This window comes from Gimesia panareensis, assembly GCF_007748155.1.
GTDB lineage: Bacteria > Planctomycetota > Planctomycetia > Planctomycetales > Planctomycetaceae > Gimesia > Gimesia panareensis.
On record NZ_CP037421.1, the window covers coordinates 1,010,296 to 1,031,812 of the forward strand.

Annotated in this window: 15 protein-coding genes (1 of these 15 cut by a window edge); 2 read left to right on the forward strand and 13 right to left on the reverse strand. The window is 56.7% G+C overall.

The features are described 5' to 3' along the window. Nucleotides 1–8 precede the first annotated feature (8 nt). The 5 genes from Enr10x_RS03900 to Enr10x_RS03920 all read right to left on the reverse strand — a co-directional run bounded on the left by Enr10x_RS03900 (nt 9) and on the right by Enr10x_RS03920 (nt 9,183). Nucleotides 9–1,130 (reverse strand): potassium channel family protein, encoded by a 1,122-nt coding sequence (locus tag Enr10x_RS03900; RefSeq protein ID WP_145448198.1) that lies wholly within the window; start codon nt 1,128–1,130, stop codon nt 9–11. A 122-nt stretch (nt 1,131–1,252) separates the two neighbouring features. Further along, complete coding sequence (locus tag Enr10x_RS03905; RefSeq protein ID WP_145452600.1) at nt 1,253–3,367, reverse strand: glutamine synthetase III family protein; 2,115 nt, start codon at nt 3,365–3,367, stop codon at nt 1,253–1,255. Between the two features lie 766 nt (nt 3,368–4,133). Further along, nucleotides 4,134–5,150, reverse strand: a complete 1,017-nt coding sequence (locus Enr10x_RS03910; RefSeq protein ID WP_145448199.1) for an endonuclease/exonuclease/phosphatase family protein — start codon at nt 5,148–5,150, stop codon at nt 4,134–4,136. Nucleotides 5,151–5,290: 140 nt separating this feature from the next. Continuing rightward, complete coding sequence (locus Enr10x_RS03915) at nt 5,291–7,654, reverse strand: alpha/beta hydrolase family protein (protein WP_145448200.1); 2,364 nt, start codon at nt 7,652–7,654, stop codon at nt 5,291–5,293. Between the two features lie 92 nt (nt 7,655–7,746). Next, entirely contained in the window at nt 7,747–9,183 is a 1,437-nt protein-coding gene (locus Enr10x_RS03920; protein WP_197996386.1) for a sulfatase, read from the reverse strand. 204 nt (nt 9,184–9,387) lie between these two features. On the opposite strand from Enr10x_RS03920, the gene Enr10x_RS03925 reads away from it, so the two are divergent. Continuing rightward, the gene (locus Enr10x_RS03925; protein WP_145104207.1) at nt 9,388–9,849 is read left to right on the forward strand and encodes a sll1863 family stress response protein; all 462 of its coding nucleotides are present in this window, start codon (nt 9,388–9,390) and stop codon (nt 9,847–9,849) included. Between the two features lie 35 nt (nt 9,850–9,884). Here the strand turns inward: Enr10x_RS03925 and Enr10x_RS03930 are convergent, their stop codons facing one another. The 3 genes from Enr10x_RS03930 to Enr10x_RS03940 form a co-directional block, all read right to left on the reverse strand. Then, the gene (locus tag Enr10x_RS03930; RefSeq protein ID WP_145116119.1) at nt 9,885–11,165 is read right to left on the reverse strand and encodes an excinuclease ABC subunit UvrC; all 1,281 of its coding nucleotides are present in this window, start codon (nt 11,163–11,165) and stop codon (nt 9,885–9,887) included. A gap of 175 nt (nt 11,166–11,340) precedes the next feature. Then, on the reverse strand, nt 11,341–12,456 hold the full coding sequence (locus tag Enr10x_RS03935) for a carboxylate-amine ligase (RefSeq protein ID WP_145104208.1): 1,116 nt from the start codon (nt 12,454–12,456) through the stop codon (nt 11,341–11,343). A gap of 4 nt (nt 12,457–12,460) precedes the next feature. After that, a complete protein-coding gene (locus Enr10x_RS03940; protein WP_197996387.1) occupies nt 12,461–13,738 on the reverse strand; it encodes a M20 metallopeptidase family protein in 1,278 nt (425 codons plus the stop codon). A gap of 227 nt (nt 13,739–13,965) precedes the next feature. Between Enr10x_RS03940 and Enr10x_RS03945 the strand changes: the two genes are divergently transcribed. Beyond that, the gene (locus Enr10x_RS03945; RefSeq protein WP_145104212.1) at nt 13,966–15,495 is read left to right on the forward strand and encodes a N,N-dimethylformamidase beta subunit family domain-containing protein; all 1,530 of its coding nucleotides are present in this window, start codon (nt 13,966–13,968) and stop codon (nt 15,493–15,495) included. A 144-nt stretch (nt 15,496–15,639) separates the two neighbouring features. Here the strand turns inward: Enr10x_RS03945 and Enr10x_RS03950 are convergent, their stop codons facing one another. The 5 genes from Enr10x_RS03950 to Enr10x_RS03970 form a co-directional block, all read right to left on the reverse strand. Next, nucleotides 15,640–16,827 carry an ROK family transcriptional regulator gene (locus Enr10x_RS03950; RefSeq protein ID WP_145448201.1) on the reverse strand — a complete coding sequence of 396 codons (1,188 nt, stop codon included), beginning with the start codon at nt 16,825–16,827 and terminating at the stop codon, nt 15,640–15,642. A gap of 37 nt (nt 16,828–16,864) precedes the next feature. Next, nucleotides 16,865–18,325 (reverse strand): DUF1501 domain-containing protein, encoded by a 1,461-nt coding sequence (locus tag Enr10x_RS03955; protein WP_145448202.1) that lies wholly within the window; start codon nt 18,323–18,325, stop codon nt 16,865–16,867. A 10-nt stretch (nt 18,326–18,335) separates the two neighbouring features. Beyond that, the gene (locus Enr10x_RS03960; protein ID WP_145448203.1) at nt 18,336–20,612 is read right to left on the reverse strand and encodes a PSD1 and planctomycete cytochrome C domain-containing protein; all 2,277 of its coding nucleotides are present in this window, start codon (nt 20,610–20,612) and stop codon (nt 18,336–18,338) included. A 148-nt stretch (nt 20,613–20,760) separates the two neighbouring features. After that, nucleotides 20,761–21,222: a ribose 5-phosphate isomerase B gene (gene rpiB, locus Enr10x_RS03965; protein WP_145448204.1), complete on the reverse strand. Its 462-nt coding sequence runs from the start codon at nt 21,220–21,222 to the stop codon at nt 20,761–20,763. Nucleotides 21,223–21,370: 148 nt separating this feature from the next. Further along, nucleotides 21,371–21,517, reverse strand: the 3' end of a protein-coding gene (locus tag Enr10x_RS03970) for a PQQ-like beta-propeller repeat protein (protein ID WP_232093226.1). The gene runs 1,116 nt beyond the window's last position; 147 of the gene's 1,263 nt are visible here — the last part of the coding sequence; its start codon lies beyond the right edge, outside the window; the stop codon is at nt 21,371–21,373.

Below are 21,517 nucleotides of genomic sequence, written 5' to 3' on the forward strand. Positions count from 1 at the left end.
GCGAAGCTTCAAATCTCCGCTGTCGCACCCCGATAGCGGATCTTGATCCCCTTCGAAGCGAATTTTTCCGTCATGCGGGGGACGTCGGTATCATGCACTAACACGATCACCGCATCCCCTTCCAGCAATTGTGTGTCCGGCGTGAGATGCTTTTCCACATCGCCGTTGGCCCGGCGGATCGCGACCACCAGGTAACCCCGATCGCTGCGGACTTCGATTTTTTCCAGCGTCTTGTTCACAAAGGCGGAACCCGGCGTGACCTGTAATTCTTCGAACTGCAGACCGAAGTGACCCAACTCTTCCGCGATGGCTCCTTCATTGGTCAGCTCTTCCAGCATGCCTTCTGCCGTGGGTCGCATGATCAGCTGTGCGACTTTAGTCGCCCCGATCGCGGTCGGCAGCACGACCCGGTTTGCACCGCAGCCCAGCAGTTTCTTTTCGGTTTTCGGATTCTCACCCCGGGCGATAATTATCAGCTCGGCGTTCATCTCGCGGGCCGTGATTGTCACAAACACGTTGGTCGCATCTTCGGAAAGCACTGTCGCCAGCACCGAGGCGCGACTGATACCCGCCTGTTCAAGCGTCGATTCTTCCGATGCGTCGCCGTTGATCACCCAGTAACCCTGTTCCTCGGCCGCCTTGAGACGACGTTCGTCGCAGTCGATCACCACGAACGGCTTCCCGGCGGCAAACAGGCTCTTGGCCAGGATCGAACCCATGCGGCCGATGCCGCAGATGATCGTGTGGCCCTGCATTCGTTCAATTTCTTTTGCCATTTTTCTCGCTCCCAGTGCCCGGTTGATTTCACCGTCGATCAGCATCTGCATGAAACCGCCGATCGTATAGATCACCGCACCATAGCCGGCAATGATCACCATGATGGTCAGTGCCCGCAGGGCCGACGATTCGACCGGCTGCACTTCGCCGTAGCCCACGCCGAAGATCGTGATGATGACCATGTAGATCGAATCTTCGAGTTTCCACCCTGCAGCAACATAGCCGATCACCGCGATCAGACAGATCGCGAAGAAGAGCGAGATTCCCGTAATGATCTTGCGGAACGGACCGGAGTGATGATGCCGGGGCGGCTGAATCCCTTCTGTCGAAAAAACTGATTCAGGTTCCGTCATGGCTCGTCTTCTCGTCAACGCGCGGGAGGGAATCGAGGGTGATGGATAAAACGGGAACGGAGCCGACCAGCACAGCACCAGTCGGCTCCAGTTCCACTTACTCAGCTAACAACGCGACGTGATTACTTGATGAACAGCATTTCCTGGTAGGTGGGCAGCGGCCACAGGTCGTCGGCCACAATCCCTTCCAGTTCATCTGCATATTCGCGGACCTTGTTCATCAGCGGCAGAATCGTATGGCAGTAGTAGTTCGCTTCGGCCAGCAGATCTTCCGATCCGTTCTCGGCACCAGCGGTTTCCAGTTCGCCAATACTGTCCTGCAACGCTTTGACCAGTGCGGTTACCTTGTCCAGAGTCTTGGTGTCGAAATCGTAGTCCAGCATTTTCAGGCTGGCACAGTTGGATACCAGTTCGCCCTGGTAACGGATGACAGCCGGGAAGATCATCGTCTTGGCCATCTTCAGTGTCAGGTTGTATTCGACCTTGATCGACATCACGTACTGCTCAAGGTAGGTTTCCAGACGGCTTTCCAGCTCACGTTCCGACAGGACGCTGTACTTGGTAAACAGTTCTTTGACTTCTTCCGTCTGCAGAATCGGCAGGGCGTCCACGGTGGTTTTGAGGTTCAACAGACCCCGTTTTTCCGCTTCCGCGTGCCATTCATCACTGTAACCGTCGCCATTGAAGATCACGGCTCCATGCTCGTTCATGATCTCGGTCAGCAGTTTCTGCAGGGCAGCATTCAGTTTGGCAGGATCTCCACCGGTGGCTTCCTCCAGTTTGGTCGCACAGTAATCCAGTGACTCGGCAACGATGGTGTTCATTGCGACCAGCGGACCGGCAATGGACTGGTTCGAACCAACGGCACGGAATTCAAAACGGTTACCGGTGAAAGCGAACGGGCTGGTTCGGTTACGGTCGCCCGCATCTTTCGGCAGCGGAGGCAGTACGTCGACACCAACGGTCAGAGTGCCTTTCGGAATCGAAGAGTTGGCACCACCGGCTTTGATCTGTTCGAAGACGTCCGTCAGCTGATCACCCAGGAAGACCGAGATGATGGCTGGAGGCGCTTCGTTGGCTCCCAGACGATGGTCGTTACTGGCGGAAGCGACAACGGATCGCAGCAGACCCTGGAACTTGTGAACCGCACGGATGACGGCACCACAGAACAGCAGGAACTGGGCGTTTTCGTGAGGCGTATCGCCAGGATCGAGCAGGTTGCCCTGGGAGGCACTGCCCATTGACCAGTTAACGTGTTTCCCTGAACCGTTCACGCCGGCGAAGGGCTTTTCGTGAGTCAGACAGACCAGACCGTATTTTTCTGCAGTCCGACGCAGGGTGGTCATCAGCAGCTGCTGATGGTCGGTCGCGATGTTGGCAGATTCAAACAGCGGGGCAATTTCGAACTGTCCCGGAGCCACTTCGTTGTGGCGGGTCTTAACGGGAATCCCCAGTTTGAACAGTTCGCGTTCGGCGTCAAACATGAACGACAGAACGCGGTCTGGAATCGCACCAAAGTAGTGATCGTCAAATTCCTGTCCCTTGGGAGGCTTGGCTCCAAACAGTGTGCGACCGGCGTTGAGCAGGTCGGGACGGGCATAGTAGAAGTTCTTATCGACCAGGAAGTATTCCTGTTCCGGACCGGCAGTCGAAGAAACCAGGCTGCCGTCAGTGTGACCGAACAGCTTCAGAATGCGCTGGGCCTGGGTGTTCAGAGCCTGCATCGAACGCAGCACGGGAGTTTTCTTGTCGAGGGCTTCCCCGGTCCAGGAAACGAAGGCGGTCGGAATGCACAGGGTGGTTCCGTTGGTGTTTTCCAGAATGTAAGCCGGGCTGGTCACGTCCCAGATGGTGTAACCGCGGGCTTCGAAGGTCACGCGGATACCACCGGTCGGGAAGCTCGAACCGTCGGGCTCACCCTGGATCAGCTGCGAACCGCTGAATTCAGCGATGGCACCGCCGTCTCCATCGGGAGAGAGGAAGCTGTCGTGCTTTTCTGCGGTAGAACCGGTCAGGGGATAGAAGACGTGTGCGTAGTGAGTGGCACCCTTTTCGATGGCCCAGTCTTTAATGGCGGAAGCAACGACGTCTGCAGTCGAGCAGTCCAGTTTTTCACCAGCTTCGATGGTTTTGACCAGCTTCTTGTAGACTTCTTTCGGCAGTCGCTTTTTCATGGTCGACTTGGAGAAGACGTTGGCGTTGAAGAGCTGTGAAGTCGGTTCTTCTTTGTAGTTCATCGGCGGATAGCTGGGCTTGTAGCTGGTGACGGCGGCGATGGCAGCGGAACGGGCTGAACCAACGCTGGTTTTAGTTCCATTACTGCCACCGGCGAATGAGGTGGACGCACTCGAAGTTGCTGTGTTCACTGTTTTGACCTTTTCATAGGGCGATTAATACGATTGACAAAACAACTGGTCGATGCAGCTCATTACGTAGAGCGCACCGCCAGCGAGACGGAGATTCATCCAGGATAGTCAAGAGTGCGGGCCTGGCGGCCTGATCCGTTCACGTCGCCGGGCAGTCATTGCCACGTGCCGCTCAAAGGGACCCGCATCCGGAGATTCTGAGTGAAGTTGTATCTACTGTTATTTATGTGATCGATTCGAAAACTGGGTTGGGCTCTCAGACAGATTAGCCGGGAGCTTACACCAGATTGGCTCAGAACTTCCTGTGAAGAAGAATATTTCTTAACAATAGCAGAAGGTGTGCCAAACCGCTTCTGATAACCCGATTTACTGGCACAATTGGAGGCCCCACAGGCCGAGAGCCGCTCATTTGAGTCACCTGAAACGGGGCACTTCGCCTGGATGCAAAAAATCAGCCTGAAATACAGTATTTTCCAGCCGGTTCTCCTCCAGGCCCGATTCTGGAGAATTTCGTCTCTTTCCCCAAGGTCCTGAGGTAGTGGGAGACAGCGGACAATACTGCTGCTGAGAATAACCGCAAATACTGCGCGGAAATGTAGCAGACGCCTTTTGGAGAGAATTGTGTACAAATGATTACTTAGTCCAGCAGCAGATCTGCAATCACTGCCCGGTGGTCCGTATTCTCAGCCCGCTGGGCGACGACCCGCACCGGCTGGAAACGATGATCGCACCGCACCTGATCAATCCGCAGGAACGGGGCTTCGTTGATGATCGTGCAGCCCCAGCCCACACCAGCGCTGGTAAAAGCATCGCGGAGCCTGGCCGGCAGTTCCCGGAAGATCGGATCTCGCGGATTGACGTTGAAGTCCCCTCCCACAATCAGTGGCAGGTCTGGGGGCAGTTCAGCCAGGCGGCGGTTCAGCGTACGCAGTTCCTCCCGCTGTAGAATCCGTTGGTCCCGATAGGCCCGCCAGCATTCCGGGTTCCACAGGTCCGACCGGAACGGGGGCGGCGTCAGTCGCAATGAAACCACGCCGATTTCCCGCCCCGCTTTCAACTTGACCTTCGCAATCATAAAACTGACCGTCGATGCCACTGGTTCCAGGGGCGTGCGACTCATGATCGACGAATCCACGCCCGCCAGCAGCCCCGCATTCTCTCCGAGAATCTGCCCGTTGATGTCGCGCAGCTGAATGACACTCGGCGTCTCCTGAACCAGAATCAGGTCCGCCTCATATTGCTGGAGCGCCGCCACAGCACGGCTGCTCCCGTGGGCATTGAGTGAAATGACCTGTAGCGGAATCTGCTCGCCAGACTGTTGGCGCCAGCTAGGATCGTTCTGATCCCAGAGCCCCCGCCAGAGACTGAGCGGCGTATCCGCGAACACCACCAGGAACAGAAACCAGAGTCCCATCGACGTCAGTGCCATCCGTCGTCGTCGGGTTCGGAACAGAATGAGTGCCAGACCCATCCCGCAGGCAAACCAGCACCAGCTCGGATAAACGGTCGTCGCGGCACACGCATCCGGCTGCACCGCATAACAGACACTGAGGCTCACCCACAGGAACAGCGTAATGCCGCTGGTGACGCGGGCAACAACTCGATCCAGTCTGCTTTCGGTGCGAGAAGCCACTGATGGGGCAGGGTCAGACATCAAAGCTAAAACTTTACTTCAGGAATGGATCAGTGAAAAAAATCAGATTTCCCGATTATAAAGCCTGTCTCCTCAAACGTAAGAGGAGTGTAGTGCCAAATTCGCGAACTGCTCGATCAGCTGCCATGATTACAGATTTTTTACTTTTCCTCCGGCCAGTTCAGATGTTTGTGCAGAAACTCGAATGTCCCCTGGCCGTGGATCTCATGCCCGCCGGTGAAGAATTCGATTTCCGTTTTCTCGGGAATCCCCAGCGCTGCATAATGGCGGCGGACTTTCGCGTATTCGTAGGCCACCCATTCATCGGGGGCGACGCCGTCCTGGTGGCCGCGTTCGACCATGAACGGGCGCGGCGAGATTAACGACGCCATCTCAGCATGGTTGAACGTGCTGCCCAGGTTGAACTGGAAGTGATCGTACTCGGCGGTAAACATATACGCGGCCCGGAAATCGAGGGCTGTAATCTTCCGCGTCCAGTCATTAAAGCAGGCACAACAGATCGACAGCGCGTAGCCATCCAGCAGCGATGGAATCCGCACCGCCGACAGCCCGCCATAGGAAATTCCATAAAAACCGATCCGCTCCCGGTCGACATAAGGCAAGCCTCCCAGCCACTCCAGCATCCGCTGATGCTGACCAAGAATGAACGAATACAGCGTGTACCCCAGTGGATTCGCCTTGCGCTGATTCTGGCGAAACAGCGTCTGCCCGCGATACGGGTTATGCGGGGCATACACGACAAACCCGCGTTCCGCCAGCCGTGCTCCATAGCCCCGGTAGTTGCGATACTTGGGCCACTTCGGATCGACGATCACCACCGATTCCGGCAGCCCCTCCAGACCATGCTGACACACGACCACGGGCCGCTTCTCACCCGCCGCAATTCCTTTCGGCACCAGTAGGTAACCCCAGGCGAACACATCGGGCCAGACGTCGAACTTGACCTCGTACATCGTGTACTTGTCCGTTTCTTTCAGCTTCCGTGATTTCGTCGCCAGCGGCATCGTGGGGTCGGGCAATTTGCCGGTCAGATCTTCCCACAAACGTTTTTTGTAAGCCGTGGTTTTCTGCGGCCACTCGGCGGCAGTGGTGACGGGCTGCGCCTCTTGCCAGTACGCTTTCCGAATCTGTTCGGCACGACGTACCGTCTGTTGGCAATGCTCTACCAGTTCCGCGACCTGCCGTTGCTGCCGTTCCGCTGGATCGAATTTCCGGTCAGCCAGTCGCATCTTTTCAGGGGGCAGGCTTTCGCACTGAATTTTGTAATTGAGCGCATCCAGCCACTCCGAGATCGCTTTGGGACTTCCTGTCTGCAGCGGCTGGCCGTCCGGGTTGTGTACGAATTCGATGATCCCGACGGGCCCGGCCGGACACCGCGTCAATCCGCGGGCACGCTCGACTTCCTGCTGCACCGTAGCAAAAGCAGGTTGTGTCAGTGCACCCGGAGCCGCGGAGGGACGCCGGTTCGCAGGCGTTGTCGGCGGACCGGCCACTTCCGGAGCCTGGCTGTGCTCGATGATCAACGTGCGGGGCATGATCAGACTCGCGATCTCCGCATCGCCAAACTCACGCAACAGGCCGAACACGTTTCGATACATCGGCTCGCGCCAGAGGTTATTTCGCCGGTTGAAATAACCGCTGACCAGTGTCGCATCGATCCGCTGATCCAGGGCCGCCGTGTAAAAGGCAATCAGCGCCCCTTCGCCATAGCCCGCGATCCCCAGCGGCGTATCCGCCTCCTGTTTCAGCAAATCCACGGCGGACATCATCTTCAGTACTTCCAGGCCGATGATGTGTCGCCCCATTTCATACGCCTGGCGATAGATCCATTCCCGGTGCGTGATGTTCGTCATCGCAATCTCCGGGTTTCCGGACCACGTGCATTCGCGATTGATCAACTGCGGAATCAATACCCGGCAGCCCGCCTCCACCAGGGGGAGCACCTGAAAACAGGTGGAGTCAGAGTCGGCTAAACCCGCCAGCATTTCCGGGGTCTGGTCGGCGTCAGGAATGAGGATCAGATTCGCCAGCGGCTTGCCGGTCGGTTCCACCAGCAGGCCTTCTCCCCACACGCCCGGCAGCACCGTCCAGCGGACCGCGCGAATCTGGAAGCGCTGCGTCTCCGCAATCACCTCAGGGGCATCGGGGCCGCAGACATACTCCCATTTCGGCGTCGCCACCTGCTCATCAATGGCGCCGATGAGCTTCTGCAACCGCCTGCGGTTCGGCTCCACCGATTTTGCATAGTTTTCCAGCGTCGAAAAATTCGGCCGCCAGGCTTGTCTGCGTTGTGCAACCGAGTCCTCGGTCGCCTTCAGCAGATAACCGCTGATCCCGTTCGCCATCTTCACCGAAAAGTCGCCGGTCTCCGTCAGCGGCTCCGTCCCGGGAACCAAATTCGGCACCAGCTCCGGTTCCGCCGACAGCCCCAGTCCGGGGACCAGCCAGCCGAACGCAGCCAGAATCAGAACAGCACAACGGAGAGACATCAGGCGGCAGAACATGGCAGTTTCTCAATACTCTGTCAGTTGGTGGGAAGCAGGGGATGTTCCTTCACTCTATCAGCCAGAGACCCCCGCTGCCAGCAAGTCACCTCTCACTTCCGTCGATCCGGATTCACCTGCGGAAAGCTCGCGTTCACCTCTTTCAGCCAGGCGTGCAATTGCTCCCACAACTTTTCTACCTGCTCTGGTCTCTGTTTCGACAGATCGGTCGTCTCGGACGGGTCCCGGCTCAGATCGTACAGCTCATTGCGATCGTCTTCGTAGTAATGGATCAGCTTCCAGTTCCCGGCTCGCATCGCGCTGGCGGGCGTTGTCGTCGGATAGTAGTGTGGGTAATGAAAGTGCAGCCGCTCACGTTTCAGTTTCTGTGTTGCACCGGTGAGCAATGGCTTCAGCGAAACCCCGTCCCGTTGCTCCTGGTCTGCTCCCAGCTCCAGCAGGTCGATCAGCGTCGGGTACAGGTCCGACGTCACCACCGGTTCCGCGGAGACGCTGCCTGCTTTCGTCACGCCCGGCCAGCGGACGAGCAGGGGAATGCGGATCCCCCCTTCGTACAGCGATCCTTTCCCCGAACGGAGCGGGTGATTGTTCGTGACCGTCTTGCCTTCGTACTTGTTGATGAAACCGCCGTTGTCCGACATCAGAATCACCGCAGTCTTGTCGGCCAGTTTCAACTCATCCAGCGTTTTCAGAATCCGGCCCACGTTCTCATCCAGGCTGGCCACCATCGCCGCATACTCGGCGTTCTGCCAGGGAGAGTCCGGCTGGATTTTTTTCTCGTACGCTTTCACCACATCCGGTTTGCCTTCGATGGGCGTGTGCACCGTATGAAAGGCCATGTTCAGATAAAAGGGACGCGTACCCTCGGCCGACGACTTCAGCAGGCGGATCGCTTCGTCCGTCAGCCGATCGGTCAGGTAGTCGTCTTTGTCACTCCGCTCCAGCACACCCGGCACATAGCGGAACTCATGTCCGTAATGTCTGTCCCCGGCAAAGGGATAAAAGAACGTCTGCGGCGCGCCCCACAGCGTGCCGCCGATGTTAACTTCAAAGCCGTGACTCTCAGGGTAAAAGCCCGCTTCCCCCAGATGCCATTTGCCGACGTGCAGCGTTCGGTAACCCGCCTGGTGCAACCGTTCGGCGATCGTGGTTTCATCGTGCGTCAGGTTGGGCAGCGACTTCCCTTCGATCAGCGGCCGTTTCGTTTTGCGGTGCGACTTGGCCTGTTCGTGCCAGACGGTCATCTTCAGCCGGGCCGGGTTTTTGCCCGTCATCAGTGAGGCCCGCGTCGGACTGCAGACCGGCGAAGCCGCATACGCCTGCGTGAACTTCATGCTCTGCCCGGCCAGCCGATCGATGTGCGGCGTCTGATGCAGCGTATTCCCGTAACAGGTCAGGTCATGGGCACCAAGGTCGTCGACAATGATGTAGACCACATTCAACGGTGCCGCGGATACCAGCTGTGGCACCGTCAGAACAGACAGGAAAAGCAGAGCAAACCAGAACATTCTCCCGGCGAAGCGCAACATCGGGGACTCCTCTGTAGATGAAACAAACCATGATTGATATTGAGTCGGTAAAGGTCGAAACTGTATTCTATCGTAAGGGAACAACAGTAGCGAGTGTGACGCTCGCATTGAGGATCCCAGATCGTTCCCCAACCAGAATTTTCGGGTCGTAACGGTCCTGTTTCATGAGGCAGGCGATCCATAACAAATACAAAGGAGAACGCCATGAAATATTTGACCTTCTGTTGCTTCAGCCTGAGTCTGTTGCTGGTCTCTTGTGCGAAAGAGAGCCCCTCTGACTCGACATCAGTGGAACAGCCGGTGACGAGTGAAGATGTCAAACAGAAAGTCGGCGAAGCGGTCGACACCGCCAAAGAATTCACGAAACAGAAACGCGACGAATATGCAAAACAGTTTCAGCAGCAGCTGGAAGATCTGAACGGGAAAATCACCGCACTGGAGTCCCGAGGCGCGAAACTGAAAGACGATGCCAAAGTGAAATGGAACGAGCAACTCGATGAGCTAAAAAAACAGCGCGATCAGGTCAGTAAAAACTTCGAAGAATTCCAAAAGTCTTCCGTCGACGCCTGGGAAGGCCTGAGCAAAGACCTGGATGTCGCCTGGGACAATCTGAAAGAAGCCTACGACGAGACGGCCGAAGAAGTGAAGGAGAATAATAAAGACTGAGAGATCAGCTAATGGTCGCCTTCTGGCATTTTTTATTACTCATCAAAGTGCGATTTCTTCCGCAGCAGGTGATGGTAATGCTGGGCGAAGCGGTGCGATTCGTCGCGGACGTATTGCAGCAGTCGCAGGCCGTAAGAATGCCGGCTCAGCCGGCGGGGTTCGACTTCGCCGGGGACGTAGACCTCTTCTTCCCGTTTGGCCAGTGAGATTGTGAACGGGGGCTCGACCCCCAGTTCGCGCATCGCGGTCATCGCGGCGTTGAGCTGGCCTTTACCGCCGTCAATCAGCAGGATGTCGGGGAACGATTCCCCCTCCTGGTGCAGTCGCCGGATGCGTCGGCTGACGACTTCGCGGATCGAAGCGAAATCGTCGATCCCCTTGACCGTGCGAATCTTGAACCGCTTGTAGCCATGCTTGAAGGGGAGCCCGTCGATGAACTGTACCAGGCTGGCCACCGTTTCGCCCCCCTGCAGATGCGCGATGTCAACCCCCTCGATCCGGCGGGGCAACTCGGGCAGGCCGAAGACTTTCTTCAACCCCTGCATCCCCTTTTTCGGGTCGATGTAAAACACCTCGGGCTGCGCGTGATCTTCGAGATTGCCCCGCAGGTTGATGTTATCCAGCAGCTCAATTTCATCCCGCAGCCGGGCCGCCTTTTCGTAGAGCCGCTGTTCGGACGCCGCCAGCATCTCCTTCCGCATCTCTTTGAGTAGCCGGTCCTTCTTGCCGTCCAGAAACAGTTTCAGCTTGTTGATGTCCTTGCGGTAATCCTCTTTGCTGATTCGCAGATTGCAGGGGGCCGTGCACTGGTTGATGCTGTGCAAGAGGCAGGGGCGGAACCAGCGCCATTTCTCGTCCCCCTCTTCGATGTCCAGCGAACAGTTGCGGAAGCGGAAAATCTTCTGCAGCACCGTGATCGCCCCCCGCAGCTGTTTTGCATTGGTGAAGGGGCCGTAGAGCTTGGTCCCTTTGCTGTTTGGTTTGCGGGTGAATTCGACGCGGGGAAAATCTTCGCGGGTCGTGATCTCCAGGTAGGGGAATGTTTTGTCGTCTTTGAGTTCCGAATTGAAGCGGGGGCGAATGTCCTTGATCAGCCGCGCTTCGAGCAGCAGGGCATCGACCTCGGTCTCTGTCTCCAGATAATCGATGTCCGCGATTTCGGTCACCAGTTCCGCCGTCCTGCGTTCGACCGCGGCCGCCTGTGTGAAATAACTCGACGCGCGACTTTTGAGGTTCACAGCTTTTCCTACGTAGATCACGCGGCCCTGCGCGTCTTTCATCAGGTACACGCCGGGCGTGGTCGGAAATGTACGCACCTTTTCGTGGGGCGTCTGCGGAGCCTCCCCGTTCGACGCGGGCGTCGATTCGGCGGTGGGAGTTGCTTCTGGAGGCTGAGAGTCTGAATCAGACACGAAATCAGAGTCCTGCAAACGCGGGGTGACAGTTCGAATGGCTGGTGGATTAATGGATTATAGAAGCGGCACCATGAAATCAGAAGAGGGCATTTTCTTCGATCATCCGTTTCACCACCTCCCGCTTGTCGTTGGTCTCTTCCATAATCGCCAACTGCCGCTTGGCACCGGAGTTATGAATCAAATCGTAGATGCGGTGTAATTCGTCCGTACACCCCAGCTGTTCCGACATCGGCGAGACCAGATCGACCAGGTGCGTGGTCGAATCGTTGACCGAATACAGTTGGTAACTGTCGCTGTTGACCAGGCTCGCGTCGATGCCATAGCGGGTCGCCCGCCACTTGTTCTGTTGCACCATCATCGGGTGATGCTGCAACTGGTAGGCGCCTTCGTCGATTTCATCCGAAATGCATTTCACCAGGCACTGCACGAACGCGGCGATCGACAGCACCTGTTCCAGGTTCGCCGGCATGTCGCACACGCGGATCTCCACGGTTCCGAAATTATGGTGCGGCCGGATGTCCCACCAGATCTCGCGGATCGTATTGATAAAGCCGGTGCTGATCAGGTGGTTGATCAACCACGTGTATTCGCTGTAGTTCCGCATGGTGGGGGGCAGCCCCGCGGTCGGCAGCCCTTCCATGATTTTCGAGCGGTTCGAATGCAGACCCGTATTGCGGTTCTCCCAGAACGGAGAGTTCGATGAAAGCGCCAGCAGCAAAGGCAGGTAACGCAGCATCCGGTCGCAGACCATCACCGCTTTGTCGCCCGAGTCGACGCCGACGTGCACGTGCAGGCCGAAGGTCACCAGGCGGCGGGCCACGTCCTGCATCAGTTCCACGAGTTCGTAATAACGATCGTTAACGGTAATTTTCTGATCCCGCCAGGAAGAGAAGGGGTGCGTGGCCGCCCAGAACAGCTTCAACCCCAACCGATCGGTCACATTGGTCACCGCTTCCAGCTTCTGTGTCAGGTCTTTGCGAACATCGCCTACTGTGCGGCAGATCCCCGTGTTGATTTCCAGGTAGCTCTGCATCAGCTCCGGTTTGACGGTCTCCTTCATATCAGGGGGCATCCCCTCCAGTAGATCCGTAATGGAGTTGGAGAGGGCAAAGGTTTCCGCATCCACCAACTGCAGTTCGAGTTCCACACCCAGGGTCGGGTAATCGTTACGTGTGAAAGAGAGGGTTCCCATCGTGCTAATTCCCTTTTTGGATGAGTTGCGGATTGAGCGAGAGCAAGAGAGCGGCCTGCAGTAAGATGCGACTTCCTATTTTAAGCACACGCTCATCGATATCGAAATAGGGAGAATGCAAAAACACCGTTTTTTGATCAGGTCGGGCACAACCCAGTCGCAGCATCGAACCGGGCACCTGTTGCAGGTAGATGGAAAAATCCTCACCCCCCATGCTGGGCAGATCGATCAGACCCACCTGTTCCGGCCCCAGTACATCCTTAGATGCCTGTTCCAGTGCCGCGGAGATGGTTTTGTCATTCACCACTGCGGGCAGGGGAGATTTGAACAGCACTTCAATGCGGGTATTCGTACTTTCGGCGATGCCGTGGGCAATATGCTCGATCCGTTTGTGCAGCACATCACGGGCATGGTCGTTCGTGGAACGCAGGGAACCTTTTAATTTTGCGATTTCAGGAATGACATTCGGCGCCAGCCCCGAAGAAATCTGACCAATCGTGAACACCGCCGGCATGCGGGCATCAACCGAGCGGGGCAGGTTCTGATACAGGCTCGAGATCAATTGTGCGGCCGTCGTGATCGGATCGTTGCCGTGATGCGGTCGTGCCGCATGCCCGCCGACACCATGAATTTCAAAATGGACTTCATCGCAGAACGCCGTCATCACGCCGTAGCGAATGTTCGCGGTACCTGCCTGAATTTCCGGATCCATGTGCAGGCCGATGATCGCACTGACCCCTTCCAGCGCGCCCTGTTCCACCATCCAGCGGGCTCCCATGCAGATCTCTTCCGCCGGCTGAAAAATAAACCGCAGCCGCAATCCCTGGCCCGGCCATTCCGTTTTGAACTGTTCCGCGAACCGGCTGGCTCCTAATGCCACGCCCAGTGCGATGACCGTATGAGCATCATGGCCACACAGGTGCCCGACGCCCGGGTTATGCGAGCAGTACTCCACCTCTTTGAGGTCCGTAATCCGCAGGGCATCGATGTCGGCCCGGATCGCAATCAGGGGGGCATCCTCGGGAGGCGTCCCCAGCGTCATGTCGGCGACGACACCGACGTCATTGTTCATCAGCCGGGGTTCCAGGCCGATCTCTTTCAGCATCTTGCAGATCAGTTGAGAAGTCTCTTTTTCTTCCCCGCTGATTTCCGGCTTCTGATGCAGTGTCCGCCGGGTTTGAATGAGGGTTGGCTCCAGTTCGTCCAACTCTTCATGCATCTGTTTCGTAAGTGACTGGTAAAAGGCTCTGGTTTCCGTCTGATCAAGTGAGAATGAGGCCACTGAGTACTCCGCGTGCGTTGCCATGATGCAGACAGACCATCTGCGCGACAGCCGATGAATCATGAGCTGATATAAAAAAGCGTTTATTTATACTTCATATTTTAATGAAGTTAAGGTTATCATAAAGGCAGAAGCAGAAAATTAAGCGTCCTAATAAATTATTGGGAACTGCCAGATCGGATATTTCTGCCACCGAATCGACCCACGGGGATACAGGAATCAGCAACATGAAAGACATAGACGCGGATCGCCGGAATCTGTTGAAAGGGGCCGTCGCGACTTCGCTGGCCTCACTCGCAGGCAACCTTTCACTCAACAGCGCTCATGCCGCCAAAGCGGATCCCGACCTGATCCATCGGGAAAACCTGAAAGAAGGCTCCACCGACTGGCAGCTCACCCGGGTGATGCTCGACAGCCGCAACGGGTTTCGTTCTTCCAAGATTGAAGGCTACTGTTCCAAACAGAGCGTCGCTGCCGGCGAGCCGATCGACATCATGGTCTCCACCCGGCCCGCGGAAGAATTCAAGATCGAGATCTTCCGCACCGGTTATTACGGCGGACGCGGTGCCCGGCTGATGACCACACTCGGACCGTTCCAGGGCAAACCACAACCTGTTCCCAAACCGGGCAAGAAGAATCTGCACGAGTGCCACTGGGATCCCGCGGTCACGCTGACGATTCCCGATGACTGGCCGAGCGGCGTCTACCTGGGGCGGCTCTCCACACTCAAAGACAAGACCGGCCACGGTTACTGGCAGAGCTATGTCGTGTTCATCGTCAAAGACGATCGTCCCGCGGACATCCTCTTTCAGTGTTCCGACAATACCTGGCAGGCGTATAACAAGTGGCCCAGTAACTATTCGGTCTATACTCATCCCAAAGGAAATCAGGGACCCTGGGCCGACGTCAGCTTTGACCGTCCGTACGCCAAGTATGCCCAGATCTATGAAAACCCGCAGTCGCTCGGCTCCGGGGAATGGCTCTGCTTCGAATTTCCCTTTGCCTACTGGCTGGAAAAACATGGTTACGATGTGACCTACTGCTCCAACAGTGACATGACCAGTCCCGATCATGGTCTGAAATGCAAGTCCTTCCTCTCGGTGGGCCACGATGAATACTGGGATATTCGCCAGTACGAATCCGCCGTTAAAATGCGCGATGCCGGCGTGAACCTGCTCTTCTTCTCCGGCAACTCGGTCTGCTGGGTCACCCCGCTGAGAGAGAGTTCCGACGGGCGGCCGAAGCGGATCATGTTCCGCGGCGGTCCTTACGGCGGAGATTACAAGTACGCCGTCGATCGGGAAAAGCAGAACGGCCCGTTCCCGCACCGCGGTCCCGACGAAGGCTACCTGATGGGCGCCCGCAATGTCGATCCGGTCAACGGGGGCGGTGACTGGGTCTGCGAAATGCCCGACCACTGGATCTTCAAAGGGACGGGCATGAAAAAGGGAGACTCCATTCCCGGTCTCATCGGCTGGGAATACCATGGCGATCCGCCGAAAGACATCCCCGGACTGGAAGTGGTCGCGAAAGGGACCGCCCTGCAGGGAGGCGTCAATCCGCAGCAGTGGACCGCAACCATTTATCCCGGTCCGAAAAATAACTTCGTGTTTAATGCTTCGACCATCTTCTGGTGCCAGGATCTTTCCAGCCCGCCGGGGCACATGCTCCCCTGGTCACACTGGTCGCGTCCGCACGGCCCCGATGAACGCGTGCAGCAGATCACGCACAACATCCTCCGCCGTGCGACTTCCTGATTAAAAGCAAACTGCCAACTCACTCACAGACGCCCCGTTAATCCGGGGCGTTTTTTTGTGAGTCGACGTCCACACCAGATCTCAGTTTGACCTCAAAAGTAATCCCTGGCTTCGATTTGAAACACGATGGCTTTTCATCAGGCTCTACAGCACTTTGACATAGTGAGGATTCGATTCGCGGATACGGGAGTCGGTCAGGTTTTCCACGATCCCTGCCACCGCTCCTTCCAGCTTGCTGCCCCGTGCGCGTTGAATGCGGCAGTCTCTAAATGAGCAGGCCAGCGCCTGTTCTGCAGTGCGCTCCTGTAACTGATCCATAAATGACTCATCCATGTCAAACAGACGGCTGTGGATGAACAGGGTCTGTGGATTGAACAGATTGATGGCGGTGACCAGGGCGAATGCCAGCTGGTTACAGACGCTCGCGAGTTCTCTGGAAACATCCAGCTGATTCGACTGTACCAGTTCCAGGATCTGTGGCAGATCCAGTCTCCGGCCAACACGCTCCGAGATCATTCTGACAAACGCGGTGTCACTGGCAATCGTTTCCAGGCAGCCTCTGCGACCACAGCCGCATTTCACCCCGTCCGGCACCATGGGCAGGTGACCGATTTCCCCCGCCAGACCGTTATTTCCCTTGAACAGACGCCCTTCAATCAGGACACCCAGACCGATCCCGGTGCTGGTATCGAGCATGGCAAAATCATCGATGTCCTGTGCCAGCACCGAGTGTCTTTCCGCCAGGCACAGGGCATCGGTTTCCTGCAGGACAACACATTCCATGCCCAGGCATTGCGCTAAATCCTTGCCGATAGATTGCCCGTTGGTGATGGGGACATTCGGCGAAAGCAGGGAGCGGCCCTCGCGATAATCAAACAGTCCCGGCAGGCTGATTCCTGTGCCCAGAGTTCGAACTCCCCGGGTAGACTGAATATTTTCAATGGTATCAGTCACTATTTCCAGCAACTGTTGATAAGTGTCCGGAGTTTTGAATTCGACGCGTGTCTCTTCTCTCAAGGTGCCGTCCAGACCCGTTGAAATCAGTGTGCAGGTGGGCGAATCAATCACCAGGGCGACCACTTGGGCCGTCTCTCTGGCCAGACGGAGTTTTTTGGCAGGACGGCCGCGCGAAGTGCTTGCGACTTCAAACTCTTCCAGCATTCCCGATTTCAACAACGAAGCAACGGCTTTGGAGACCGTGGGCGCTGTCACTCCCGTCAGGCGTCTGACTTCAGCACGGGAACTGGGACCGTTCGAACGCAGGATACGCAGCACCATCCGCTCGTTCATCTGACTGATTAATTGTGGCTGGGAAGAGACCAGAGATTTCATCTTTATCCTCAGGTGGTATTTGATTGATTGAACAGGTTCAGCTCAGCAGGTCCGGAATGACATGCCCGCCGACATCGGTCAGGCTTTCATTTCGTCCCTGGTGGAAATAAGTCAGACGTTCATGGTCCAGCCCCATCATGTGCAGAATCGTCGCATGTAAATCGTGCAGGTGCACTTTGTCTTCAACTGCTTCAAATCCGAATTCATCAGTCTGGCCGTAGGTGGTTCCCCCGCGGGCGCCGCCTCCCGCCAGCCACATGCTGAAGCCATAGGGGTTGTGGTTGCGTCCTGGTGCATTTTGTCCTTCACTGAAAGGCATTCGACCAAATTCGCCCCCCCAGACGACGAGGGTTTCATCCAGCAGACCCCGTTGTTCGAGATCGGTCAGCAGGGCGGCGATCGGCTGATCGACTTCGGCCCCGTGCCGACCGTGGTTCTTTTCAATGCTTTCGTGCGCATCCCAGGTCTCTTCCAGGTGACCGCCTCCGGAATACAATTGAATGAATCGCACACCCCGTTCCACCAGGCGGCGGGCGATCAGACAGTTGCGTCCGTATTCATCTGTGGGCTGTTGGCCCACGCCATACATGTCGAGTGTCTCGCGAGTTTCCTGCGTCAGATCAACGGCTTCCGGAGTGGCGGTCTGCATGCGGTAAGCCAGTTCGTAGCTGTTGATCCGCGCCGCCAGCTCCTGTCCCCCCGGACGGGCATCCAGATGCTTCTGGTTCAGTTGTGACAGCAGATCCAGCTGTTCGCGTTGTGCTGCAGGAGTCAGATGCGCTGGTCCCTTTAAATCCAGAATCGGATCACCCACGGGGCGGAACAGGGTACCCGCAAAAGTGGCCGGCATGAATCCACTGGACCAGTTAGGTTGACCACTGATCGGGCCACCCCGCTTATCCAGCATGACAACATAACCGGGCAGGCTTTCATTTTCACTGCCCAGTCCATACACGCACCAGCTGCCCAGCGAGGGCCTGCCGATCAGGGTTTTCCCGGTATTCATGGCAACCAGCGCTGAGCCATGTGCATGACTATCGGTATGACAGGAATTGATCACGCACAGTTTGTCTGCGTGTTTGCGGACCTGCGGAAAATAGTCAGAGACCAGGAGCCCGCTTTCACCACCTGGTCGAAATTTCCGCCAGGCGGGCGTTAGGTAACCGACCTTACGTCCCCCGGAATTAATGAATTTTTTATCAGCCGGCAGCTGTTTTCCCGCATACTTTTCCAGTTCGGGTTTGTAGTCGAATGTGTCTACCTGGGAGGGCGCGCCGTTCATCATCAGGAAGATACAGGCCTTCGCGCGCGGTTTGAGTTGCGGTTTTCTGGCTGCGGTGGGGTTGAGGTTGGAGGGCAAGTCATCGGCATATCCCTGTCGGGTAAAAAAGCCGTCTCGGCTCAGCAGGCTGGCCAACGCCAGGCCAGCAAAACCAGCACCCATCTCCCAGACAAATTCGCGGCGTGTTTCACCACAGGGAAAACGACGATGATGCATCACGGCCTCCTCAGTCTACATACAGGAACTCGTTCGAATTAAATAACACATGACAGAGCGACGCGACCGCCAGAATCTGCGGAGGGAGCCGTTTCGCAGCTTCTGGCTCAGCAGTGGGGGAGACGGTCTTTTGTTCCCGGAAGCGTTTTGTCTGAACCAGCAGGTGCTGTAACGCCAGCTTCTGTTCTTCTGCACTCGGAGAACGGGCATAGACGCGCTCCCACAATGCTTTGACCCGGTCTTCCGGTTTTGTTGAAGTTTGACAGATCTTGACAGCCAGGGCTTCACTGCGGTCATGCACAAACCGGTTATTCAGTAACGCCAGGGATTGGGTCGGCACCGTGGTCACGTCCCGCTTGCCGCAGCTCTGGGTGGTATCGCAGAGATCAAACGTCGTCATCATCGGGGGCAGCAGGCCCCGCTTCGTGTAGGTATACAGGCTGCGTCGTTTCTGTTCATCAGGCGGAGATGCCTGCCAGGCTTTGTCTTTCCGGGAAAGGCCTTCCAGCGCTTCGGGACTGATGGTTGGTCTGAATCCGGGCCCCCCTTGTCGCAGATCGAGCTCACCAGTCCGCGCCAGCATGGAATCTCGCAGTGCTTCGGCATCGAGACGTCGGCGTTCGGCCCGCCACCAGAGTCGATTGCCCGAGTCTCGTTCCCTGTAGTCGGCCTGTTGGGGATGCAGTGACGACTGCTGCCATGTCTGTGATGTCAGAATCAGCTTGTGCATCCGCTTGAGCGTCCAGCCCCCGGATTGAAACTCGGCAGCCAGCCAGTTGAGCAGTTCCGGATGTGTCGGCGGATCTGCCAGGAACCCCAGATTGTTTGGCGTGCGGACGATCCCGGCACCAAAGTGATGCTGCCACAGTCGATTCATCAGGACCCGGGCTGTCAGCGGATGATCGGGGTTTATGATCCAGCGGGCCAGTTGCAGACGTCTCTGTGAAGTAGGGGAGCCTTCCGGAGGGGGAGTAAATGCCTGTTCCAGACGGGGGACCATTGATAAGGAGGCCGGCTCGACCTGCTGTAACGGATGCAGACGCTCGCCATTTTTTAAAACGTGTAAGGCACGCGGAGTGGCACTCAGGTCGGTCCAGCCCAGTACCTCTTTAAAACCCAGTTGCTCAGGCGATGGACCTCCCAGCAGCCCGCGATCACCAGGGGCAACAGGACCTGCCCAGAACGCCGATGCCATGCGGTAATAATCCTCCTGGGTAATCGGATCGAACTTATGCGAGTGACAGCGGGCACATTTCACAGTCATGCCCAGAAAAGCCGACGATGTGGTATGCACCAGATCTTCCAGGCGATCGTATTGATAATCCTGGGGGTCATTGGGTTCATCGTTCCAGGTGCCCAGCCGCAGAAAACCGGTGGCAATGACCGAACGCTCGCTGCGATCGGGAATTTCATCCCCGGCAAGCTGCTGCAGAATAAACTGGTCGTACGGCAGATCGTTATTCAATGAATCAACAACCCAGTCGCGATACTTCCAGGCAAACGGTTTCTCCTGATCCCGTTCATAACCGCTGGTGTCTGCAAAACGGACCAGATCCAGCCAGTACCGCCCCCAGCGTTCTCCGTATTGAGGCGAGTTAAGCAACCGATCAATGCTTGTTTCCCACGCCTGGGGCGAAGTGTCGTTTTCAAAAGCTTCCACTTCAGCCAGAGTAGGAGGCAGCCCGGTGAGATCGTAATAGAGACGTCTTAGCCGCGTTCGTTTGTCCGCCAGCGGTGCGGGCGTCATCTGCTGATCTTCGAGTCGCTTCAGAATAAAGGCGTCAATCGGATTCGCAGGTTGTTCGAACGTTTTCAGTTGGGGAACCGCAGGCCGCTTGATCGGCTGCAGGGACCACCAGTCCCGACCGGCCCGCAAGTCGGTCGACCGTTCGAACAGATCGATGTGGCGTGCCTCGGGCCAGGGCGCTCCCGCCTGGATCCAGTGTTTCAGCGTGGCCCTTTCTGCTGCAGGCAAAGGCTGGGGACGCCCCTGTTTTTCAGGAGGCATCTCTCCCGCGTGCACGCGCTCCAGCAGATAACTTTCCAGAGGTGCGTTCAGATCCACTGCTGGCCCGGAGTCGCCCCCTTTCAGCAGACCGGCCCGCGTCGTCAGCACCAGGTTGCCGGATGCATTCTGCTCCTGATGACATTCCAGGCAACGATTGATCAGCAGAGGAACGATTTCTTTTTCGAAATCAGGGGCAGCATCGGCTGCAGAAACGACGCTTGTTTCGCTCGCAGACAGAGGAAAGCAGAGATACAACGCGAATAGAAACCGGCCATACATAGTCACAGCTTTCAGAGAAAGGAGGCTTTTGGATGATTTCTCACTCCTCCACCTTACAGGCTGTGATTATTTTGTCAACGCCATTTAATAAATGCCGTTTGTATTAATGGGCGGGTCTAAAATTACGCTGTTTTGCTGTAGATACCAGCTATTCGTCCAGCTTCTCGATCCGTCGCAGGTGCCGGCCTCCCTCGAAGGGAGTGGTGAGCCAGATATCGATGATCTCATACACATCGTGTAGCGAAACCATCCGCTCGCCGATCGAAATCATGTTGGCGTTATTGTGCTGCCGTGCCAGGCGAGCTGACTTTTCATTCCAGCAGAGAGCACAGCGTACCCCTTTGATCCGGTTGGCTGCGATCGCCTCGCCGTTGCCTGATCCCCCCAGCACGATTCCTCGCTCGAACTGACCTGCTGCAACCGCTTTGGCGGCGGGAAAGATAAAGTCCGGGTAATCGACCGACTCGGTGGAGTCGGTGCCGAAATCCTCGACCTGGTAGCCTTGTTGCGTCAGGTATTCGATGATGCGTCTTTTGTAGCGATACCCGGCATGGTCGGAGGCAATCACTATTTTTTTAACGGGTTCTTCTGAAGGTACTGGAGCGGTCATGCGTCTGGAATTCTAGTGTAATTCAATCCTGTAGGGGCGTTCTCCGGACGCGTCGGGCAGGGATCTCTCACTCAATAGAGACCGCACCGCCCGCCCACATCTGCAGGGAACACCGGATACAATAATGGGTTAAAGGTGAATCGAGAAGTTATTTACCAATCCGATAGAGTTGAGACTTCGTGCGAATCAGTAGCGTGTCGCCGGCGACCGCATAGGAGGCGAGCGTCGGTTCTTTGAGATGATTGCGACTGATTTCTTTATAGGTCGTCCCCGGAGCGATGATCGTGGTTTCCCC

What these genes read in the sequence shown, in the direction of transcription:
- Enr10x_RS03900 (WP_145448198.1), bottom strand. Translation starts at nt 1,130, where the DNA reads ATGACGGAACCTGAATCAGTTTTTTCGACAGAAGGGATTCAGCCGCCC.
- Enr10x_RS03905 (WP_145452600.1), bottom strand. Translation starts at nt 3,367, where the DNA reads ATGAACTACAAAGAAGAACCGACTTCACAGCTCTTCAACGCCAACGTC.
- Enr10x_RS03910 (WP_145448199.1), bottom strand. Translation starts at nt 5,150, where the DNA reads ATGTCTGACCCTGCCCCATCAGTGGCTTCTCGCACCGAAAGCAGACTG.
- Enr10x_RS03915 (WP_145448200.1), bottom strand. Translation starts at nt 7,654, where the DNA reads ATGTTCTGCCGCCTGATGTCTCTCCGTTGTGCTGTTCTGATTCTGGCT.
- Enr10x_RS03920 (WP_197996386.1), bottom strand. Translation starts at nt 9,183, where the DNA reads ATGTTGCGCTTCGCCGGGAGAATGTTCTGGTTTGCTCTGCTTTTCCTG.
- Enr10x_RS03925 (WP_145104207.1), top strand. Translation starts at nt 9,388, where the DNA reads ATGAAATATTTGACCTTCTGTTGCTTCAGCCTGAGTCTGTTGCTGGTC.
- Enr10x_RS03935 (WP_145104208.1), bottom strand. Translation starts at nt 12,456, where the DNA reads ATGGGAACCCTCTCTTTCACACGTAACGATTACCCGACCCTGGGTGTG.
- Enr10x_RS03945 (WP_145104212.1), top strand. Translation starts at nt 13,966, where the DNA reads ATGAAAGACATAGACGCGGATCGCCGGAATCTGTTGAAAGGGGCCGTC.
- Enr10x_RS03950 (WP_145448201.1), bottom strand. Translation starts at nt 16,827, where the DNA reads ATGAAATCTCTGGTCTCTTCCCAGCCACAATTAATCAGTCAGATGAAC.
- Enr10x_RS03955 (WP_145448202.1), bottom strand. Translation starts at nt 18,325, where the DNA reads ATGCATCATCGTCGTTTTCCCTGTGGTGAAACACGCCGCGAATTTGTC.
- Enr10x_RS03960 (WP_145448203.1), bottom strand. Translation starts at nt 20,612, where the DNA reads ATGTATGGCCGGTTTCTATTCGCGTTGTATCTCTGCTTTCCTCTGTCT.
- rpiB (WP_145448204.1), bottom strand. Translation starts at nt 21,222, where the DNA reads ATGACCGCTCCAGTACCTTCAGAAGAACCCGTTAAAAAAATAGTGATT.